Origin of the sequence: Gracilibacillus sp. YIM 98692 (genome assembly GCF_010993965.1) — a bacterium.
In the GTDB taxonomy this organism is placed as follows: Bacteria; Bacillota; Bacilli; order Bacillales; family Amphibacillaceae; genus Gracilibacillus.
In genome coordinates, this window is the sequence record NZ_WIXM01000016.1 from 1 (window position 1) to 18,350 (window position 18,350).

Sequence of the window (18,350 nt, forward strand, 5' to 3'; positions counted from 1 at the left end):
GCCAGGAGCATCGCTGGGTAGCTACGTGTGGTCGGGATAAGTGCTGAAAGCATCTAAGCATGAAGCCTCCCTCGAGATGAGACTTCCCATCACGTCAAGTGAGTAAGATCCCTCAGAGACGATGAGGTAGATAGGTTCGAAGTGGAAGCATGGTGACATGTGGAGCTGACGAATACTAATCGATCGAGGACTTAACTATCATGATGAACGCTTTAAACCGTTTGGTTTTGATGTCTCTCTTTTTCTTATCTAGTTTTGAAAGTATATATTTTTTCTAAAATTATACTTGATTTTTTCTTAATACATAGTTATAATATTCCTTGTCACTGAAAAAAATATTAACTCGATTTGACACACATGAGTACAAGCTTGGTGGTGACAGCGGAGAGGTCACACCTGTTCCCATGCCGAACACAGCAGTTAAGCTCTCCAGCGCCCATGGTAGTTGGGGCTTCGCCCCCGCAAGAGTAGGACGCTGCCAAGCATTTATTTCCATTCCACAGTAGCTCAGTGGTAGAGCAATCGGCTGTTAACCGATCGGTCGTAGGTTCGAATCCTACCTGTGGAGCCAATGGAGAGCTGTCCGAGTGGTCGAAGGAGCACGATTGGAAATCGTGTGTGCGGTCAACGCCGTACCGAGGGTTCGAATCCCTCGCTCTCCGCCACTTTTAATATATAGGCCCGTTGGTCAAGTGGTTAAGACACCGCCCTTTCACGGCGGTAACACGGGTTCGAATCCCGTACGGGTCACCATCTTAACCTTGAACAGGAAGGCATGTTAAAATTGCAACATCCTGTATTTCGGAGGATTAGCTCAGCTGGGAGAGCACTTGCCTTACAAGCAAGGGGTCGCAGGTTCGAGCCCTGCATCCTCCACCATTTACAAAACATTGTTTAATATGTTATAATATATTTTCGAGCATCATTATGAGGTTTTATTTATAATATGAAGTATTAAAAATGTTAAAATATTAATTTTATTATCATCGCGGGGTGGAGCAGTCTGGTAGCTCGTCGGGCTCATAACCCGAAGGTCGCAAGTTCAAATCTTGCCCCCGCAACCATAAATTTTTTCACTACGTTGAATAGACATCCGTGTTAGAAAATAATCGTGGTATTCGATAGAGTGCAACCAAGGTCCGGTAGTTCAGTTGGTTAGAATGCCTGCCTGTCACGCAGGAGGTCGCGGGTTCGAGTCCCGTCCGGACCGCCACTATTAACTTATAAAAATAATTAATCATTATTAACGGCTCGGTAGCTCAGTCGGTAGAGCAACGGACTGAAAATCCGTGTGTCGGCGGTTCGATTCCGTCCCGAGCCACCATTTAAAAACACTTTCTCAATATGAGATTCCAATGTGCTGGAGGGATAGCGAAGTTGGCCAAACGCGGCGGACTGTAAATCCGCTCCCATCGGGTTCGTAGGTTCGAGTCCTACTCCCTCCACCATTTTCATTTTAAATTTATATCATAGGGGTATAGTTTAATGGTAGAACAGAGGTCTCCAAAACCTCCAGTGTGGGTTCGACTCCTACTACCCCTGTTTTTATGGCGGTCATGGCGAAGTGGTTAACGCACCGGATTGTGGTTCCGGCACGCGTGGGTTCGATCCCCACTGGCCGCCCCATTTTTGATTAATGGGCTATAGCCAAGCGGTAAGGCAACGGTTTTTGGTACCGTCATGCGCTGGTTCGAATCCAGCTAGCCCAGCCATTTTGCGGAAGTAGTTCAGCGGTAGAACACCACCTTGCCAAGGTGGGGGTCGCGGGTTCGAATCCCGTCTTCCGCTCCATATTCATATTTTTAAGGCGGCATAGCCAAGTGGTAAGGCCGAGGTCTGCAAAACCTCTATCACCGGTTCGAATCCGGTTGCCGCCTCCATTTCTATGCCGGTGTGGCGGAATTGGCAGACGCGCACGACTCAAAATCGTGTTCCTTCGGGAGTGTCGGTTCGACCCCGACCACCGGTATCTTTTACCAATACGATAAACCTTGAACGTTGATATGACGCTAATCCATTCGAAGTGGTTAGCGTTTTTTTGTGTTAAAGTTAGACGATTTTTACCTGAAAGAATCGTATGAACCTTAAAAGCGAACCGTTACGTATTAGGTGCGCACTACCCCGACACATAATTTAAGTAGCTCTAGCGGTAAATCATTAATCCGTTGGAGGCGAAAACATATGGCAAGACGAAGAAACAAATTAACATCGGAGGACCTAACTCCGCAGAAACAAGCACCGATATATGGCGCAGAAGATTTCGAATCAGCATTACATTTGTTCCTAAGAGATTGCAAAGTCCGAAATTTATCAGAGCATACGGTGAAATACTATCGAAATGAGCTTATTGGTTTTCGGAATATGTTAGAGCGACAAAAGGTAGATACGGAGCCGCATAAGATTACGGAGGTACTCATCAAGGAAAAGGTGATACTTTATATGATGGAGGAACTCGGTAGAAAGGACGTTACAATCAATTCTAAGCTACGAGCTATTCGTGCGTTTTTTAATTTTCTATACAATGAGAGCTATATCATAAAAAATCCAGTTGCAAACATATCTCTAATAAAGCAGAAGAAAACTATCATCGAGACGTTCAGTCGAGACCAATTGCGGCTACTAATGGCTCAACCCGATCAGTCGACCTTTACGGGTATGAGAGACTATACAATACTTCTATTCCTTCTCGAGACGGGCGTTCGTGCTCGTGAGTTAATCGATATCAGCGTATCCGATATTAACTGGCAGGATAACGTAGTCCGCATAAATGGGAAAGGAAGTAAAGAAAGACATGTCCCTATTCAATCGACTATGAAAACGCAGCTACGTAAGTATGTGAATATACGAGGGAAGTTAGAGCACGATGCGCTATTTGTTACGATTGATGATACATCGCTCACAAAACGTCAGTTGCAAAATAGAATTGCGCTATATGGTCGGAGAGCGAGTATTAAGGACGTTAGGTGTAGTCCGCATACATTCCGACATACATTCGCAAAGATGTCAGTACAAAACGGAGCAGACGTGTTTCACCTGCAGGCAGTTCTTGGACATACGTCGATGGATATGGTTCGAAACTATGTGAATCTATTCAGTAGAGACGTGTTCAATGGACATCGTAAGTTCTCACCAGTTGAAAAATTGGTATAAATTAAAGGGCGACCATTAGGGTCGTCTTTTTTATATTTACGGTATATTTTTCTTCTCCAACTTATATTGTAGTCAGTATTCATAGAATTTTTGAACTTTTATATGGCATTTGAAAAGGATATCTAGTATGATAAGTTGAATAAAGTATTTATCTAGTTAAAAAGGAGGGGGAATTGGTGTCTATATATGACAATTATTTGAACGAATCATTAGTTAATTTGCAGTCAGTTATGGATGATAGTGGTACAAGACCGATATTATTTATTGGAACGGGTTTATCCATTAGATACCTTAATGGACCTGATTGGCAAGGACTTTTAGAGCTATTGGTTGAACAAAACCCTAGAATTAAGTATCCATTGGCTTATTATAAGCAGACAACGCCAGATTTACCTTCGGTAGCATCTGAATTGGTTGATGAATATAAGGATTACGCATGGGAAAATTATAGTAATGGTACCTTTCCTGATAGTTTATATGACCCCGACTATTCAAAAAGTATTTTTTTAAAGTATCAAATATGTGATATTTTCAATTCTTTATTAAGTCAATTTAACCTCGATGATAATAAATATAGTAAGGAAATCGAACTACTTAGTAACCTTCAACCCCATGCAATTATTACAACAAATTACGATTCTATGTTAGAAACTATATTCCCTAGCCACTCGATAATAATCGGTCAACAAGTAATAAAATCAAAAAGTTCATCAAGGTTTGGACAAATCTTAAAAATTCATGGATGTACATCTAAACCTGAAGAAATAGTAATCTCAAAAGAGGATTATCATCACTTTGAAGTAAAACAAAAATATCTTACTGCAAAACTTTTAACTTATTTTATGGAACATCCAATTATTTTTCTTGGATATTCAGTATCAGATATGAATATAAAATCTATATTATCTGATATAGCAGAAATTGTTTGTGAAAATGAAGATGAAATAGTAAGTAACATATGGTTTATTGATTGGACCAAAGAAGAAATAAATCCTGATATGAAACCACCTAACGATAAAACAATTGATTTAGGGGATGGAAAAAGTATTAGAGTTAATTATTTGTTGGTAAATTCCTTTGATCGCTTATATGAAAGCCTTTATCAAGGATCAGAATCCTCTGTAGATGCAATAAAAGATTTAGAGGGAAAGGTATATAATATCATAAAAAGTAAGTCCATTTCTGATTTAGAAGTTGATTTCCTTACAATGCGTAGCGTAGAAAATGAGACTAAGTTAGGTGAACTAATCGGATTTAGGAAAAAGGAGGAAGAAACATCCGAGCATAATAATGCAGTATCAGTTATTGGAGTTGGGACAATCTCAGACCCTGAACAAATTAAAACGAGGTATCCATTCCGACTTTCAGATGTAGCTGAAGAATTAGGTCTTTCCCATTGGATGTATGCTCATCAACTTATTGTAAAAATCGAAAAAGATACTGAAATTAATATTAAAGAAACAAGTAACATATATCATTTTGATGTTAGTGTCGTTCCAAATCAACCTCAACATCGGTATTCTAAAGACGCAATAAGTTTGCTTGAAAAAGTATTAAACGGTGAGAGTTATTCAATATTTAACGAAAAAGGAGAGGAAATTCATCCGTACAGTCTGCAAAATAAAGAGTTTCAACATTAAAATTTTACATAGTTAGAAATAACAAAGAGAAATAGGAGTAGATTTAAGTATATATTAGATATGGGACGGACAGTTAATAACTACTGCGGCAGATAATCGTTCGAATTAATTTTAAAAAGGATGAGGACGCAATAATCCGTATCCAAGTCATGTGTAGATAGAAAGGGAGGCGATAAACTCGTCTCTTTTTTGTTTGCAGTGACACGCTCTGCATCATGAGTAAAGTACGATTACAATGTAAACGATGATAAATTATCGAATAATTTATGGTAAACGAATATAACCGTTGTCATATATGGCGTCAAGATATTTAACTTGATAGGGAGATGTATCGTAGTAATTACAAAAGTTTACGTGTGACAGCATGCAGAGGGAGTCGTTAAGCTAAGTTTTAGCGTAAAAGTTAGGTAGTTACGGTCATGGTATTATTGAGTAACAATGCGGAGGGAGGACCAAGGCGTTATCGGGAACAAATCGAACTACTATCGCATAACAACCACTGACGGCTCCGATCGATCGACCTCTTTTAAACTCGACCCGTTCGCATCTTCTCGAACACTATCATGGACAAGGTCAATAGCATAATTCGGTCTATCCGAAAACTACGAATAATCATCGCCGATATAAGTTAAAATATACGGGCGATATTATCTCTTTTTTACCCATCATATGTCCACGCAGAAAAGACATCCGTCGTATCTCTTCGAAAAAAACGTCGTAATGTATGCGGGATCCCGTCATATCAACTTTTAACCCACATATACCAACGTAACAAAACGGTATTGTGTTACATTCAAATGGTCGTTATCCGTTGCGTTTTATATGATAACATGCCGTTATAATAGTCTTATTCTCTGCCACTATAGCTTTCTTGGAAACTGTTATCGTTTAAATTATACGGATACATGGGGTTCATACGGGTAGGGGTATGTAATATTGTCGTTAGAATCCCAATGTGGCTCCTTGTTATCTCTGATTATTCGGAAATAGACCCTCGAGTTTTATTTTTATTTCTATTTAATTGAGTTATTAATCGAATGCATTCGCAAAGTAAAAGGACACTATAGACCGACATAGATAGGACTCTCGCTAGTCTAACAGAAATATCAAGTAAAAGGTTTCAGAGCCTAAAGAAAAGCTCTAGAGGCTTCTAAGTTATTAAAAAGAACAGGAAAAAACATAAACTTTAGCCCCCAAGCCCACGACATAAGGTACATCAACTATTTCCTGTAAACTACGCATAATATTTTTAAATTCAAGGGGTAAAGGTGACAACCCCGAAACGATAGAACACTTTAATTAACCACGAATAAGTAATACGAAACCCCAATACATCGAAAATAGCTCGGAAAGATAACCGTCGCATGGAGCAAGGGTTCGCTATGGTCGGTAAGGTAGACGAGCGGTTCGATAAGGTCAGACGAAAAACTCGATAAACTTACGAAAACGGTTCGTAGCCGTGTAGTACGAAATGCCTTAAAAAGAGACTATTACGAGTTAATACATATCCTCTTATTTCGTTATTATCGAGTGCTAACGTTAGGTAGCACGCAATAACTAAAAGGGCTACGCCCTAAAGACTCGCCAAAGGGCTCGCCTTTACTCTCTCTTTTTAATCGTTTTATTTCGCATTGGTTATTCGCATAAGGAATCGAGTTTCAACCCCGATATAGTTTATAGATATATCTATGCGACTACGGACGAGGGAACCGAGGAACGTCCGTAAGGATACAAGAATAAGAGTGTTCCGTAGAAAAAATACGGTATATACCTTGTCGCTCTAGTTCTGAGAATCGTAAATGAAACGGTCATTTTTACCACCATGTACGGCTTGAAACGGTCGTTTTCACCCCCTTGTTTACATTAATGTTAATAATGTACTAAACTAACGACATCCGTTAGTTAAAGAAAAAGCAATCATTTGAGCACTCAACAATTTTTTAAATCAGTAATTAATTGCGGCTCAATAAGCGCTTGTTTTAATGTTGCTTTTAGTATATTGTGAATTACTTTTGATACGTGTTCAGGTTTAACTAGTACTTGTAACTTGCCATTAAAATCTGAAAAATTACCATGAGCAATGTTACTACGATAATTATATAAAAGAGTGATAACCTTATTATAATTAGTTTTACCAAAATAATCCGAGAAATCTATAGGTGTATCAAATCGATTATTTAACAAACTTATCTTAGTTTTAAGCTGATGGCTAATGGATACTTCCTCTGAATTACTCACTAATAACGCTTCAAGAATTGAAAACATACCAAGTACATAAAAAGGAGTGCGCCTAGGAATTGTTTGTAAATGCATATAGTCCTTTACAGATTTATCGATATAAGGATAATTTTCTTCATCTATTTTCGTTAATAAATTATAAATTTTTTGAATCTCATCTAAATCTGTTTGGGATATTTCTTTCACATTATGAACTCCTATATTTTCTGTAATAAAATTATGATAAGCATATTGTTGATGTATAGTTCCAGTATCAGGTAATTTTTCAAATAAAGTAAACAAATTAATTTTAGCCAGCAATAGTGCTAATTTTATATTATATCTCGATTGTTTTTCATTATGTTCAATTATCCAATAATTCCAATCATGAAAGTCATCTGAAGGCTTATAGTCTACATGATCTTCGTTTTTTTGAACAATTGACTCATACTTAATTTTATAAAAATTAACATGTCCAGACTCTCCAATATATTTTCTGATCTCTTCCACCTGATTTTGATTCGCCTTTTTCAAAACATAACCTTGGATAATTTGATACTCTTTAATTTCTTCAGGTAACTTAATTATGTCTCCTAAAAAGATAAATCCCTTATTTTCAGTCATCTTATTTATCATCCCCTTTTAGTTATTAATTTCGATAAAAAGAGATGATTTCCTTTTAATTGAACCTTCTAGCTATAAAAAATTAAAATAATTACGTTTTTTCATTTACGTTTAGTCGTTCTTTAATATCTCAATTACTAATTCATTTTCCTTTTCTTCTACTACTTGCCAATTAGGTTATTTGTATATGGTTCTAAGGGTTCTGTATCTCTTCCGTTACCTTTTTTAATACGTTTATAATCATATTTGTAACACAATTTACGTTCTTGTTATGTTACATTAGAATTAATTGCATAAATTGATAGAAAAGTATAATAAAAAACGGGGGGCGATGAACTGATGAAAGAGGCACAACCGATAAAAACGAAAAAAGAAATTGCCGCAATTAAGTGTGTTCTTAAAGGTAGGAACCGTTTGTTATTTATTTTTGGTATTAATTCGGGGCTACGTATCTCTGATATACTAACTTTGCGAATAAAGGACGTAATAGACGATAGCGGCAAACCACGCAATACGGTGACGATTAAGGAGAAAAAGACCCATAAAACTAAGACTTTTACTCTTAATGCAGCTATAACGAGAGAACTTAAAAAAGTTGAGGCATCAAATCGAGAGGAGTATCTTTTCAAATCTCGTAAAGGCGAAAACAAACCGATAAGTCGAATACAATCACATAGAATACTTCAAAACGCCGCAGTTAATGCAGGCTTATCGATAAAAGTTTCCGCACATAGTCTCCGTAAAACCTTCGGTTACTTTGCTTATAAAAAAGGTGTAGACTTGTCGCTACTAATGAAAATTTTTAATCATTCGAGCCAAGAGACTACGCTTCAATATATCGGAATAACTAACGATAATATTAATGCGGTTTATGACTCTCTTAATCTATAACATAAACTATAAATGATATTTCACGGGCGGCTACTAGTCGTCCTTTTTTGTGTTTCAGGGTTTTTTCAATCTTTTAATAATATCTCCTTGTGCGTTTCAATTACCTGTTAACGATAGAAATTATGACCATGTATAGTAGACTATACACCCACCTATGTATAAAGTACGATTATCTCACCTCCCCCATGTATAGTAGACGATACATACATATTTATTGGCATAAGGACTCTCGTAAAAACGTTTTTATGTATTCCTATGGTTCTCGTATTCCATTTGTAAGTTCGAAAGAAATTCCGAAAAGATACCTCGAGCTTCCTCACAAATCATTGACTCAATACTATTCAAGTAATGGATTAATAAAAAATATTACATTTTATGTACCAAAGTAGTGGCATCCCGTACTTATGTATGTGAGGACGTCATAAAAAAACTGAAAAAGTTATGAGTTCAACGTTCTAATAAAAGAAATAGAAGTACAGTAAAGGCAAAATTTATTTTCTGAATTTACCATTCTATACGAATAAGCAAAAAATGGGGGATGTTAATGACAACAGATAAAAAATATATGGTTATAAATAGCAGTACAGGGGAGATAGAACACACGACTGACGTAGTTATAACAGAAGAGCAAGTAAAAGAGAAACAAGAGCGACAAGCCAATGGACGAGCAGTCTATCGAGCTCGAAAGAACTATCACGAAAAGGACAACAGACGATTCGTTATTAATTTTATAAGTCCTATACGAGGACTATTACCAAATCTAACGCTCACAGATGCGGGAGTAATGATGAAGTTATTACCATATACACAAACGGATAGGAAACTGAAGAAGAACGGTAAGGCTCTAGAGATAGCGGATATATCTAAAATAATTAAACGATCGGAAAAACCAACACGCCGAGCATTATCAAGATTAGAAAATGTCAGTTTGTTAGAGTCGACGGGGCGACCTAAGAATTACTATGTTAATCCATTTTATCATTTAAAGGGTTCATTGAAAGGTAGAAAAGATGAAAAATTCGTCAAGCTCTATAAAAGTAAAGCCAAAGAGTTATTAGATAGGCTCTCACTAAACGAAGCAGGTATAGTTTATAAAATATTACCATTTTTTCATTACGAAACTTTTATCTTATGTGGTAATCCAAATGAAGAAAATCCAAAACTATACGAGGAGCTAAGTCAAACTATGCTTTCTGAGCTAATCGGACATGATAAAGATGAACTAAACAAACTAATGAAAAGTCTGCGAACTAAAGGAGTCTTAATGCAATCCGAGAGTTCTTATGTAAAATCTCACTATGTTCATCCTGATCTGTTCTATCGTAAAGATTATGAGGACGAGCATACAAGAGAAATACGTGCTATGTTTGAGCGTAACGAGATAAGAAAACAAGCACGAGTAATACGCAAAAAATAATCAAGAGGAGGTAAAACGATGGGTACAAAACAAAAACGTAGAACTGAACTGTACAAATCTCGATTAACGAGATCCAAGAAAGTTTAGTAGGAAGCGGCTTATAGCGTAGGTGTGTAGTTATCGAGAGAAGGCGCAACAAATGATAAACAAAATGCCGAAAGCATCTTATCCAAGTATTAATAAAGATGATATTGACTTTTTTGAGATACCTTTAATACCTCCTAATAAGCAGATGGAAATTATTAAGTATATTGAAAGCAAGGAAAATAAGATAAATGAGGAGAAACAAAACTTAATAGAATTAAAGGAAAAAAAGAATGAAACTTTATCTAATTTTATTTAATATTAAGGATAGGAATAGCTAAGAGTTTGACAGAGTCGCATTATTGCGGCTTTTTTTTTGCGTTTTTATCCATAAAATCGGAGTAATTCATTAATACTAACACAATTCCACAACAAACATTACTCGGATGTCTACACTTCATATAGTTAAACGGGAGGTAAGGCGAGGGGTAAAATAAGGTTATGCGTAACAATCCAATTGACTAAACTCGAATAATCGTAGTAACATATAAACTACCGTTAGAGCTACGCACTACCCGAGATTCATAACGACTATGATATGCGGTAATCCACAGTTAGTGGAACGTAGTCGTACGAACCGTTTCGAATAATACGCACTTAACTCCGCTAAAGGATAGCGTAGTATCAATCGTTCAAGGTATCGAAAATCGGAAAAAAACCCTCGGTACGACTCAAAATCGTGTTCCTTCGGGAGTGTCGGTTCGACCCCGACCACCGGTACTTGGTTCTATCAGTAATTTAAAGTGAATATACCGTAATATCAACCGTTCTTCACAATTTTGGGGAACGGTTTTTTTGTGTGCCAGGCATGTACACAAACTTTAGGGTTGAAGTCCCGAACTGGGAAAGCAGTAGTACCAGTTAGCCAGAATAAAAGTATTTGAATCTAATGGGCAATATACATTTAATTTGAAATTATGAACCATAAATTGTTTCAGTACACGTGTTAAAATTAAATATGGATAAAACAATTGGAGTGAAAACATGGATAAAATGAAGGATATTCGTTGGCAACAAAGATTTGAGAACTAGTCTTTCAAGCTCCTAGAAAAATACTCGAGTAGACCAATACAATATCAACTGAATTAGAACGAGCAGGTATTATTCAATTCTTTGATACAATCTTTGAATTAGCATGGAAGGTGTTAAAGGATTATTTAGAGGCAGAGGGGTATGTTACTAAAAGTCCTAGAGAATCTATTAAAAAAGCTTTTCAGGTTGAGATAATTGAAGATGGCCATCATTGGATAGATGCGCTATCCAAGAGGAATTTAACTTCCCATACTTATGATCAGGAACTAGCAGAAAAGTTAGTGAAAGAAATACAAGAAAGATTTCTACCTTTACTAAGAAACTTATATGAAAGGTTACTAAAGGAAAGATAATATGTTTGGACTAATTGAAAGTGATATACATTATATAAATATTGCCCTAGCGAAATTTTTGATGAAAAAGATTGCGGGATTATTTTTCGGAGCTGAGCAATTGGTAATTACAAAAGAGGATCTGATATAGACCTTGCAATAAAGGAAGAGGGTATTACCCCAAAGACATTATATAAGTTGTCTGATTTACTAAACGAGGAATATCCTTTGCCATATTTTTTGATCTCATTCATTACGAGACTATCTCTAATGTAAATTTAAAAAATCATATTGATAGAGAAGGTAAAGTAATTTATGAAACTAACTCAGGGAACTATAAAAGTTATGGTGGATAATAAGTTGTTTTAGTTTACATGTGGTCATATAAAGCACATCAGTTGATCCCATGTTATTATCAATAAAAGAAATATGATCATGTTTCATTAGAAATCGTCTTTTCGTGGTAACTTACAATTATAGCGTAAAGAGCGATTTTTTTAATTTTCGTCTAAATACAAAACAAAAAAGAGGCGACCTCAAAAGGAGTTGTTAAAGTCCTTTTGGGTCAGCCCCATTTACCTTTAGCTTATTTACATTATTCAGTTTTGCACAATTTCACTCATTAGCCTTATCTGTAGCTTCTAATCTGAGGTGAAATTTATTTAAAAACACCTGGATCTTTTTCTTTCACAATCTTGGTCTTGTCCTGATGAATGGATATTTTTAGAGACGGTGCTAATGTTCCGCCAAAATGATCAAATTGCCATTCACGAGATTGATGACCAATATCATCAATGGTCTTATCTCCAAGGTCAAAGAAATTCAAAAAGCTAACTATCGTTCCGTTGGGCAGAACTGTCCAAGAGTAAGCCTGGTAAGGATTATCCTTAGGATTGGCAACAACCAAACCACTGTCATTCAATGGTTGATAGCCTCCCACAAGAGAATCTGATACAAATCCAAAAAGACCGTCCGGACCTGAAGTACCAGGTGCAAATTTATTAAGATGAGTGTCTGTGAACAAATAGTACTTATTTCCTTTAGTTACCATATGTGGACGTTCAAGTTCCTGGTTCACACAATTTGCTTCCACTAAAGGAGGCATTATTTCATATTCGGTCAAATCTTCATTGGTTGATTTGGCAATACCGATGCTGCCATTAAATAATTTGGAATTCTCAGGGACTTCATGATTAGCACGGAATTCTTCTGATCCGATGTGCTCAGGTTCACACTGGCGTTCAGCTGGTGTGCCATTGGAATTCCCCTCAAAAAGAATGTATTCTTCACCAGTTTTCGGATCTTCAAAAAACCACGGGTCACGGAACGCATAAGCAATATCACCTTGCATACCTTCTTCCATCGTTTGATAATATTTACCCTCCGGTTCAAGAATCACATCATGATTTGACCAGTTGTTAAATGATATTCCGTCTTTCTTTGTGATTTCTATATCAGCTGATGCTTTGGCCAAGCGCTGTTCGTAGGTAATGTGATCTTCACCTTTTCTTCCCGTCGTGGTGTAGAAAAAGTGAAGCTTGCCATCATCAACCATGGCTGAGCCAGCCCATTGGCGAGAACCGAGCGCTTCCCCTTCAGGGAACACGGTTCCTCCTAACTCCCAGTCCTTTCCATTTTTAGAGACGAAATAACGAATTTCAGCAATGTCATGACGTTTTCCAGGTAATACATCCGACGGGGCCGTCAATGAGAAGATAACTTTGTAACCATTAATAACTGCAATGGATCCGTCACGATTACGTAAAGGCCACGTATCCCAAATATGATAGTCTGATGATATTTTTTCCACTTCTTCTCCGTTAATATACGGAGCTGTGTTGTCCGCTGTTTGCTCGATTTTAGATACTTGTTCACGAGTCCAGTTGACAGTTGTCTCTGCACCATCCGCCTGAAGCGGAACAAATACAGAAGTAATAAGGGTTGTAGCCAATGCAAAAGTCGTTAAAGCTTTTTTGCTTTTGTAAGTAAACATTTCATTTCTCCTTTCATTTTATAAATCATATTCACTGATTACGAATTGCTTATTTATCACGGTGGACAATCGTCCGTAAGACTCCACACTTTCAGACTTAGAATAATGAAAGAAGGATACGTGGGGAAAACGGACGCTAGCACCCTGATTAGTTTTACTAACCATCAGTGGGGGATGAAACCCACTGATGTAAGTCTCTTTTTATCGTAAAGATCTTCCGTAAGGTCCGAATGGTTTGATTTCTCCAGCTTCCATTTCTTTCATTATTTCAGTTTTGTCACCGTCAAAGGACACTTTCAATGTAGGTGCGAATGTACCGCCGAATTTAACATTTCCGTTTTCATCTCTAGGTTCGTTGATGAAGCTGATAACCTGTCCGTCTGGCGCTACCCACCAGGAATAAGCTTGGAACGGGTTTTCCTCTGGATTTGCAACGACCAGCCCAGTACCATTTACTGGTTTATAATCGCTTCGCAGTCCGCCTTTACCTACAAAACCGTACAAGCCGTCTGGACCGTCAAGACCAGGAGCAAATGTGAATTTGTGGCTGATCGTAAGTAGGTAATAAGTGTCGCCGTCTACCACGACATGCGGACGCTCTAGCTGATGGTTGGCACCAACTGATTCTAAAAGTGGAGGTAACATTTTCAATTCACTTACGTCTTCGTCAAGCACTTCTGCAATACCGATATTTCCGTTGAAATTTTCTGCACCATCCGGAACGGTATGGGTTTTGCGATATTCTTCATCACCAATGTTTTCCGGTTTCAGATAATTTCTGTTCGATCCTGCCTGTCCTTCCCAAATAATATACTCTTTGCCTGTGTTTGGATCATGGAAGAAAAACGGATCACGGAACCCAGTGATGATATTGCCATGTTCTTGGAACTGTTGAATCGTTTCATAATGTTTGCCGTCTGCTTCAAGCAGGATTTGGTGCTTCCCTTCATTGGTGAGATGGACGCCATCTTTATCGGCGCTAATGTCAAACGTCGTCTTAGCGAGACGTTGCTCAGCTCTTTTTACCCATCCATCTTGATTCCATTCTTTACCACCATCTGCATTCATATCAGTGGTTGATGTATAGAAGAAATGCACTTTTCCATCCTCGTCTACCATTGCTGAACCTGCCCATTGCATGTGGCCTAACGCTTTATCATAGTCATATGGAACACCTGCATAGGTCCAGTCTTTACCGTTTTTAGAATAGAACATACCGATTCTTGCTTCAGTATGGCGCTCACCCCAGCCTAAAGAACGTGGAGCAACTAATGCGAAAGCGATTCTGTATCCTTTTATTTTAGCAAGAGAGCCGTCTCTGTTCTGAAGCGGCCACGTATCCCAAATCCACACATCCGGAGCAGCAAGCTCAAAATTAGTATCGATAACTGGAGCTGTCGTTTCTTCCGTTAGTTCAACTTGCTCTGCTTGCTGACGTGACCAGACAGAAGTATGATCATCCCTAACATCCCAGGTAGTCTGTTGCGCCGAAACGGCAGTAGCACTAGTCATTAGAGTGCTTGTTAAAATCACAGTACCTAAAACCAATTTACCAATTTTTTCATGAAATTTCGTTTTCATTTGGTTTCTCCTCTCTTTGATTGAAAAATTTTTTTCTACAAACGAATAGTAATGAGTCCTATCTGCACCCTACCCTCCTTTTCAGTGGAACAAAAAAAAGACCTAAAACGTTTAAGGACAAAGTGCACGCAAGGCACTATACTCCTTTAAACATTTTAGGTCTTGCCTGGTTGACCAGTCACAATCCCACAATATTTTGTTTACATCGACAACTCTATCTCACTCCATAGCATTCCGTCAATGGTACAAAAATCTTAAAATACCAATCTTACATTACTAGCAATAAATACCTATAATCCCAATTATTCATCCTTAAAATTACCTATTTATGTAAATTTAAACAAATACACTATGATATAAGACATATGTAGCCTAATTCCCCCTTTTAATTTTAATGTGTTTCTATTAACTTAATCAGTCTAAAAGCAATTTGATATATTTAAATGTACATAGTATACTGAGTGTGAAAAAAAATACAGTAGGATTGTAACTGATTTAACAGGCAAGACCTAAAGTGTGTTGGGGGAATTTCTATGGCCTCCTATACATTTTAGGTCTTTTTTTATTCTACTAGAGACAATGGAGGAATTAGTTTATGGTTAACCTCAAGAAACAGGGATGGAAAAGAATCACGCTTACATCAGTTATCACCATTCTCTTACTAGCTATACTTTTCTTCTTGTTTAACAACAAAAACGAGTCAGAAAGTAATCAAGTTCATAAAGAAACTACTAAATTTCCGGAACCAATTGCAGCATGGAAGTTTGATGAGGGGAGTGGCGCTATAACACAAGAACAACAATCTAAGCAGAAAAACCAAATCTATTATGTGTTTAATCATGCAAAACAAAAACCCTCAAGTGACCCTCTTTGGAGAAAAGGTGTTTCTGGACCCGCACTCTTGTTTGACGGGTATTCGACATGGATTTCTTCTGATGCCCCTAAATTCCACATTCCGAAAGGATCTCTAACCTTAGAGGCATGGGTGGCACCGCGTGCTTATGAATGGGGGCAGGATGGAAAGCTTTCCTCGATTGTCAGCTATCATAACCGCCCCATCCATCAAGGCTTTCATCTTGGTATGTTTCGACATGGATCATGGTCTTTTCAAATGGGGAATGGAAACGAATGGTTCGAGGTGTGGGCTGATAAACAACATAAGCTTCCTAAAAATGAGTGGTCTCATATTGTAGCTGTGTTCGATCAACAAAAAAATGAAGTCGTGATCTACCGAAATGGAGAAATAGCTGGAAGAAAAGAGGTACCGCCAAATACATCTATGGTTCCTGCTGATCATGAACTACGGATTGGAAAAAATAACGAACCTGCTAAAATTAGTGAGGTTTTTGATGCCAGTATGTTTAACGGGTTGATTGATGAAGTAAAGATTTATGACCGTCCACTTCAACAACATGAAATTACTCAAATATTTAATAACCAAAAGGAACAAGGACTAGCCGATCCGAAGCCTGAACTTGCATGGGATCGAAGCCGATATGAAGGTGATCGTCACAGACCACAATATCATTTTACAAGTCCTGAGCATTGGATGAATGAACCACATGCACCTTTGTACTTTAACGGACAATATCACCTTTTTTATCAATTTAATCCTGCAGGTCCGTATTGGGGTGGTATCCATTGGGGACATGCGGTCAGTGACGATCTCGTTCACTGGCGAGACCTTCCCATTGCATTGGCTCCTGAAGAAGGTGCTGTTGACCCTGATGGTTCCTGGTCAGGAAGTGCTGTTGTGGATGACGTAGGAATTCCAACTTTATTTTTTACAGCGGGAAATGATAGTATGTCTCCTAATCAAATGACTGGCCTTGCCAGGAGCACTTTTATGAAAGACAAAAACAACGATTTGGTTCAATGGGAAAAACTATCTGAACCTGTTACCGTTCAAGAAAATGGAATTCAAACGGAAAAAGGCAAAGTATGGTACGGTCAATTTCGCGATCCGTTTGTTTTTAAATCTGGAGATAAATGGGTACAGCTTGTCAGTTCAGGGATTAAAAAAGGAGAAGAACCGATCGGCGGAACAGCACTCGTATATACATCTGAAGATCTTGTGAACTGGAAATACGAGCATCCACTAATGATCGGGGATGTAAAAAAATCCCCGAAAACAGGTCATGTCTGGGAACTGCCTGTACTGCTACCGATTGGCAAGAACAATGAGGGAGAGGAAAAACATGTCTTTCTTATTAATCCCTGGTTCAACGGTCCAAGTGAACATGCCGTAAAACATGTATGGTATTGGATTGGGACATGGGACTCGAACAACTATCAATTTATTCCAGACCATGAAGAACCAAGACTGCTTGATGTTGGCGAACATTTCACCGGACCGAGTGGCATGATCGACGAAAAAGGACGAGCGGTCGTCTTTTCCATCACCCAGGATAACAGAACGGAAGAAAACCGGTACAAAGCAGGGTGGGCACATAATGCCGGATTACCTATTGTCCTTTCCTTACGTGAAAATAACCGTCTAGGTGTTCAGCCGATACCAGAATTAAAGAAGCTGCGAGAGACAAAACTCTTTACACTGGAAGAACCGGCAACAATAGAAAGTGTCAACGAACAAATCAAAGATATTAAAGGTGATATGCTTGAAATTGAAGTTGAATTGGAGCAAAAAGAAGCTGAAAAAGCCGGTATTTTTTTAAGGCGTTCACCAAATGGAGAAGAAGAAACCATGCTATACTATGATTTTCTTGAACAAACCTTAAACGTAAACAGAGAAAAATCGAGCCTTGCCCACGATGTTGGAAAAGGGATTCAGGGTGGAAAGGTTAAGCTTGATGACAATGTGCTTCGGCTACACATTTACCTTGACCATTCAATGATTGAATCCTATGCCAACAATATCAAAAGCTTAACTACTCGTGTATATCCGACACGGGAGGATGCTCTTGGCTTAAAATTATTTTCTGAAGGAAATATCGAAGTGAAGAAGTTAAACATTTGGAAAATGGGATCCGCCTTTACGAATCAATAGACAATAAGAAAGTTAGTTAAACATACCATTTTCACTTTATATTTCTTGAATAATTAGGGTATTTCATACTATTGATAATTTGTCGAGTGATATAGTATGATTGTGTAAACTCTATGAAAACAAGCAATGGCGTTCAGTTTTCCTGAGCGCCTCTATGTTTTTAAACAATCTTTACTTTTAATAACAAAGCTCTGTTAAAGAATCCATGTCGATATTAAATTTCGCCACCTTAAAACAAAAGGTTGCTGGAGACTAAAATAAAAGACTATCAGAATAGTGATCTATAATTTTTGATACTATATTAAAATAATAACAATAGCACAAATTTGAAATATATAAACCATAAAATTCAAGGTGGAGATTACCATTCAAGACGAGCATT

The 18,350-nt window shown here is 37.7% G+C and carries 10 protein-coding genes, 14 tRNA genes and 2 rRNA genes; 23 read left to right on the forward strand and 3 right to left on the reverse strand.

The window, feature by feature from the left end; translation table 11 throughout:
- From GHD00_RS13345 to GHD00_RS13430, 18 genes are all read left to right on the forward strand, one after another.
- A 23S ribosomal RNA gene (locus tag GHD00_RS13345) occupies nucleotides 1-199 on the forward strand; the annotation flags it as partial.
- Nucleotides 200-368: 169 nt separating this feature from the next.
- A 5S ribosomal RNA gene (rrf, locus tag GHD00_RS13350) occupies nucleotides 369-484 on the forward strand.
- 12 nt (nucleotides 485-496) lie between these two features.
- Nucleotides 497-571, forward strand: a tRNA-Asn gene (locus tag GHD00_RS13355).
- A gap of 2 nt (nucleotides 572-573) precedes the next feature.
- Nucleotides 574-665: transfer RNA gene (locus GHD00_RS13360), tRNA-Ser, on the forward strand.
- Nucleotides 666-678: 13 nt separating this feature from the next.
- A tRNA-Glu gene (locus GHD00_RS13365) sits at nucleotides 679-753 on the forward strand.
- A gap of 50 nt (nucleotides 754-803) precedes the next feature.
- A tRNA-Val gene (locus GHD00_RS13370) sits at nucleotides 804-879 on the forward strand.
- A 108-nt stretch (nucleotides 880-987) separates the two neighbouring features.
- Nucleotides 988-1,064, forward strand: a tRNA-Met gene (locus GHD00_RS13375).
- Nucleotides 1,065-1,136: 72 nt separating this feature from the next.
- Nucleotides 1,137-1,213: transfer RNA gene (locus tag GHD00_RS13380), tRNA-Asp, on the forward strand.
- A 35-nt stretch (nucleotides 1,214-1,248) separates the two neighbouring features.
- Nucleotides 1,249-1,324 (forward strand) — tRNA-Phe (locus GHD00_RS13385).
- 38 nt (nucleotides 1,325-1,362) lie between these two features.
- A tRNA-Tyr gene (locus GHD00_RS13390) sits at nucleotides 1,363-1,448 on the forward strand.
- Nucleotides 1,449-1,471: 23 nt separating this feature from the next.
- Nucleotides 1,472-1,542 (forward strand) — tRNA-Trp (locus GHD00_RS13395).
- Nucleotides 1,543-1,550: 8 nt separating this feature from the next.
- A tRNA-His gene (locus GHD00_RS13400) sits at nucleotides 1,551-1,626 on the forward strand.
- An 11-nt stretch (nucleotides 1,627-1,637) separates the two neighbouring features.
- Nucleotides 1,638-1,712: transfer RNA gene (locus tag GHD00_RS13405), tRNA-Gln, on the forward strand.
- Nucleotides 1,713-1,716: 4 nt separating this feature from the next.
- Nucleotides 1,717-1,791, forward strand: a tRNA-Gly gene (locus GHD00_RS13410).
- A gap of 15 nt (nucleotides 1,792-1,806) precedes the next feature.
- Nucleotides 1,807-1,880: transfer RNA gene (locus tag GHD00_RS13415), tRNA-Cys, on the forward strand.
- A 7-nt stretch (nucleotides 1,881-1,887) separates the two neighbouring features.
- Nucleotides 1,888-1,969, forward strand: a tRNA-Leu gene (locus tag GHD00_RS13420).
- Nucleotides 1,970-2,181: 212 nt separating this feature from the next.
- Nucleotides 2,182-3,150: a tyrosine-type recombinase/integrase gene (locus GHD00_RS13425; protein WP_163538679.1), complete on the forward strand. Its 969-nt coding sequence runs from the start codon at nucleotides 2,182-2,184 to the stop codon at nucleotides 3,148-3,150.
- Nucleotides 3,151-3,326: 176 nt separating this feature from the next.
- On the forward strand, nucleotides 3,327-4,790 hold the full coding sequence (locus tag GHD00_RS13430) for an SIR2 family protein (RefSeq protein ID WP_163538680.1): 1,464 nt from the start codon (nucleotides 3,327-3,329) through the stop codon (nucleotides 4,788-4,790).
- A 1,929-nt stretch (nucleotides 4,791-6,719) separates the two neighbouring features.
- On the opposite strand, the gene GHD00_RS13435 is transcribed toward GHD00_RS13430, so the two are convergent.
- On the reverse strand, nucleotides 6,720-7,631 hold the full coding sequence (locus GHD00_RS13435) for a hypothetical protein (RefSeq protein WP_163538681.1): 912 nt from the start codon (nucleotides 7,629-7,631) through the stop codon (nucleotides 6,720-6,722).
- Between the two features lie 339 nt (nucleotides 7,632-7,970).
- Here GHD00_RS13435 and GHD00_RS13440 point away from each other — a divergent pair, with 339 nt between their 5' ends.
- From GHD00_RS13440 to GHD00_RS13455, 4 genes are all read left to right on the forward strand, one after another.
- On the forward strand, nucleotides 7,971-8,522 hold the full coding sequence (locus GHD00_RS13440; protein WP_163538682.1) for a tyrosine-type recombinase/integrase: 552 nt from the start codon (nucleotides 7,971-7,973) through the stop codon (nucleotides 8,520-8,522).
- Between the two features lie 544 nt (nucleotides 8,523-9,066).
- Nucleotides 9,067-9,939, forward strand: a complete 873-nt coding sequence (locus tag GHD00_RS13445) for a hypothetical protein (RefSeq protein WP_163538683.1) — start codon at nucleotides 9,067-9,069, stop codon at nucleotides 9,937-9,939.
- A 139-nt stretch (nucleotides 9,940-10,078) separates the two neighbouring features.
- Entirely contained in the window at nucleotides 10,079-10,282 is a 204-nt protein-coding gene (locus GHD00_RS13450; RefSeq protein ID WP_163538684.1) for a restriction endonuclease subunit S domain-containing protein, read from the forward strand.
- An 862-nt stretch (nucleotides 10,283-11,144) separates the two neighbouring features.
- Nucleotides 11,145-11,408, forward strand: a complete 264-nt coding sequence (locus GHD00_RS13455; protein ID WP_240468707.1) for an HI0074 family nucleotidyltransferase substrate-binding subunit — start codon at nucleotides 11,145-11,147, stop codon at nucleotides 11,406-11,408.
- Between the two features lie 637 nt (nucleotides 11,409-12,045).
- On the opposite strand, the gene GHD00_RS13460 is transcribed toward GHD00_RS13455, so the two are convergent.
- Together GHD00_RS13460 and GHD00_RS13465 are read right to left on the reverse strand one after the other, a co-directional pair.
- Nucleotides 12,046-13,380 carry a glycoside hydrolase family 68 protein gene (locus GHD00_RS13460; RefSeq protein ID WP_163538685.1) on the reverse strand — a complete coding sequence of 445 codons (1,335 nt, stop codon included), beginning with the start codon at nucleotides 13,378-13,380 and terminating at the stop codon, nucleotides 12,046-12,048.
- A 201-nt stretch (nucleotides 13,381-13,581) separates the two neighbouring features.
- The gene (locus tag GHD00_RS13465; RefSeq protein WP_163538686.1) at nucleotides 13,582-14,961 is read right to left on the reverse strand and encodes a glycoside hydrolase family 68 protein; all 1,380 of its coding nucleotides are present in this window, start codon (nucleotides 14,959-14,961) and stop codon (nucleotides 13,582-13,584) included.
- 595 nt (nucleotides 14,962-15,556) lie between these two features.
- On the opposite strand from GHD00_RS13465, the gene GHD00_RS13470 reads away from it, so the two are divergent.
- Nucleotides 15,557-17,968, forward strand: coding sequence for a GH32 C-terminal domain-containing protein (locus GHD00_RS13470; RefSeq protein WP_163538687.1), 2,412 nt, complete (start codon nucleotides 15,557-15,559; stop codon nucleotides 17,966-17,968).
- The last annotated feature ends 382 nt before the right edge of the window (nucleotides 17,969-18,350 follow it).

Bases quoted from the DNA above. Each gene is read 5' to 3' on its own strand.
- GHD00_RS13470 (WP_163538687.1), top strand. From the start codon at position 15,557: ATGGTTAACCTCAAGAAACAGGGATGGAAAAGAATCACGCTTACATCA.
- GHD00_RS13445 (WP_163538683.1), top strand. From the start codon at position 9,067: ATGACAACAGATAAAAAATATATGGTTATAAATAGCAGTACAGGGGAG.
- GHD00_RS13450 (WP_163538684.1), top strand. From the start codon at position 10,079: ATGATAAACAAAATGCCGAAAGCATCTTATCCAAGTATTAATAAAGAT.
- GHD00_RS13440 (WP_163538682.1), top strand. From the start codon at position 7,971: ATGAAAGAGGCACAACCGATAAAAACGAAAAAAGAAATTGCCGCAATT.
- GHD00_RS13460 (WP_163538685.1), bottom strand. From the start codon at position 13,380: ATGTTTACTTACAAAAGCAAAAAAGCTTTAACGACTTTTGCATTGGCT.
- GHD00_RS13465 (WP_163538686.1), bottom strand. From the start codon at position 14,961: ATGAAAACGAAATTTCATGAAAAAATTGGTAAATTGGTTTTAGGTACT.
- GHD00_RS13435 (WP_163538681.1), bottom strand. From the start codon at position 7,631: ATGACTGAAAATAAGGGATTTATCTTTTTAGGAGACATAATTAAGTTA.
- GHD00_RS13425 (WP_163538679.1), top strand. From the start codon at position 2,182: ATGGCAAGACGAAGAAACAAATTAACATCGGAGGACCTAACTCCGCAG.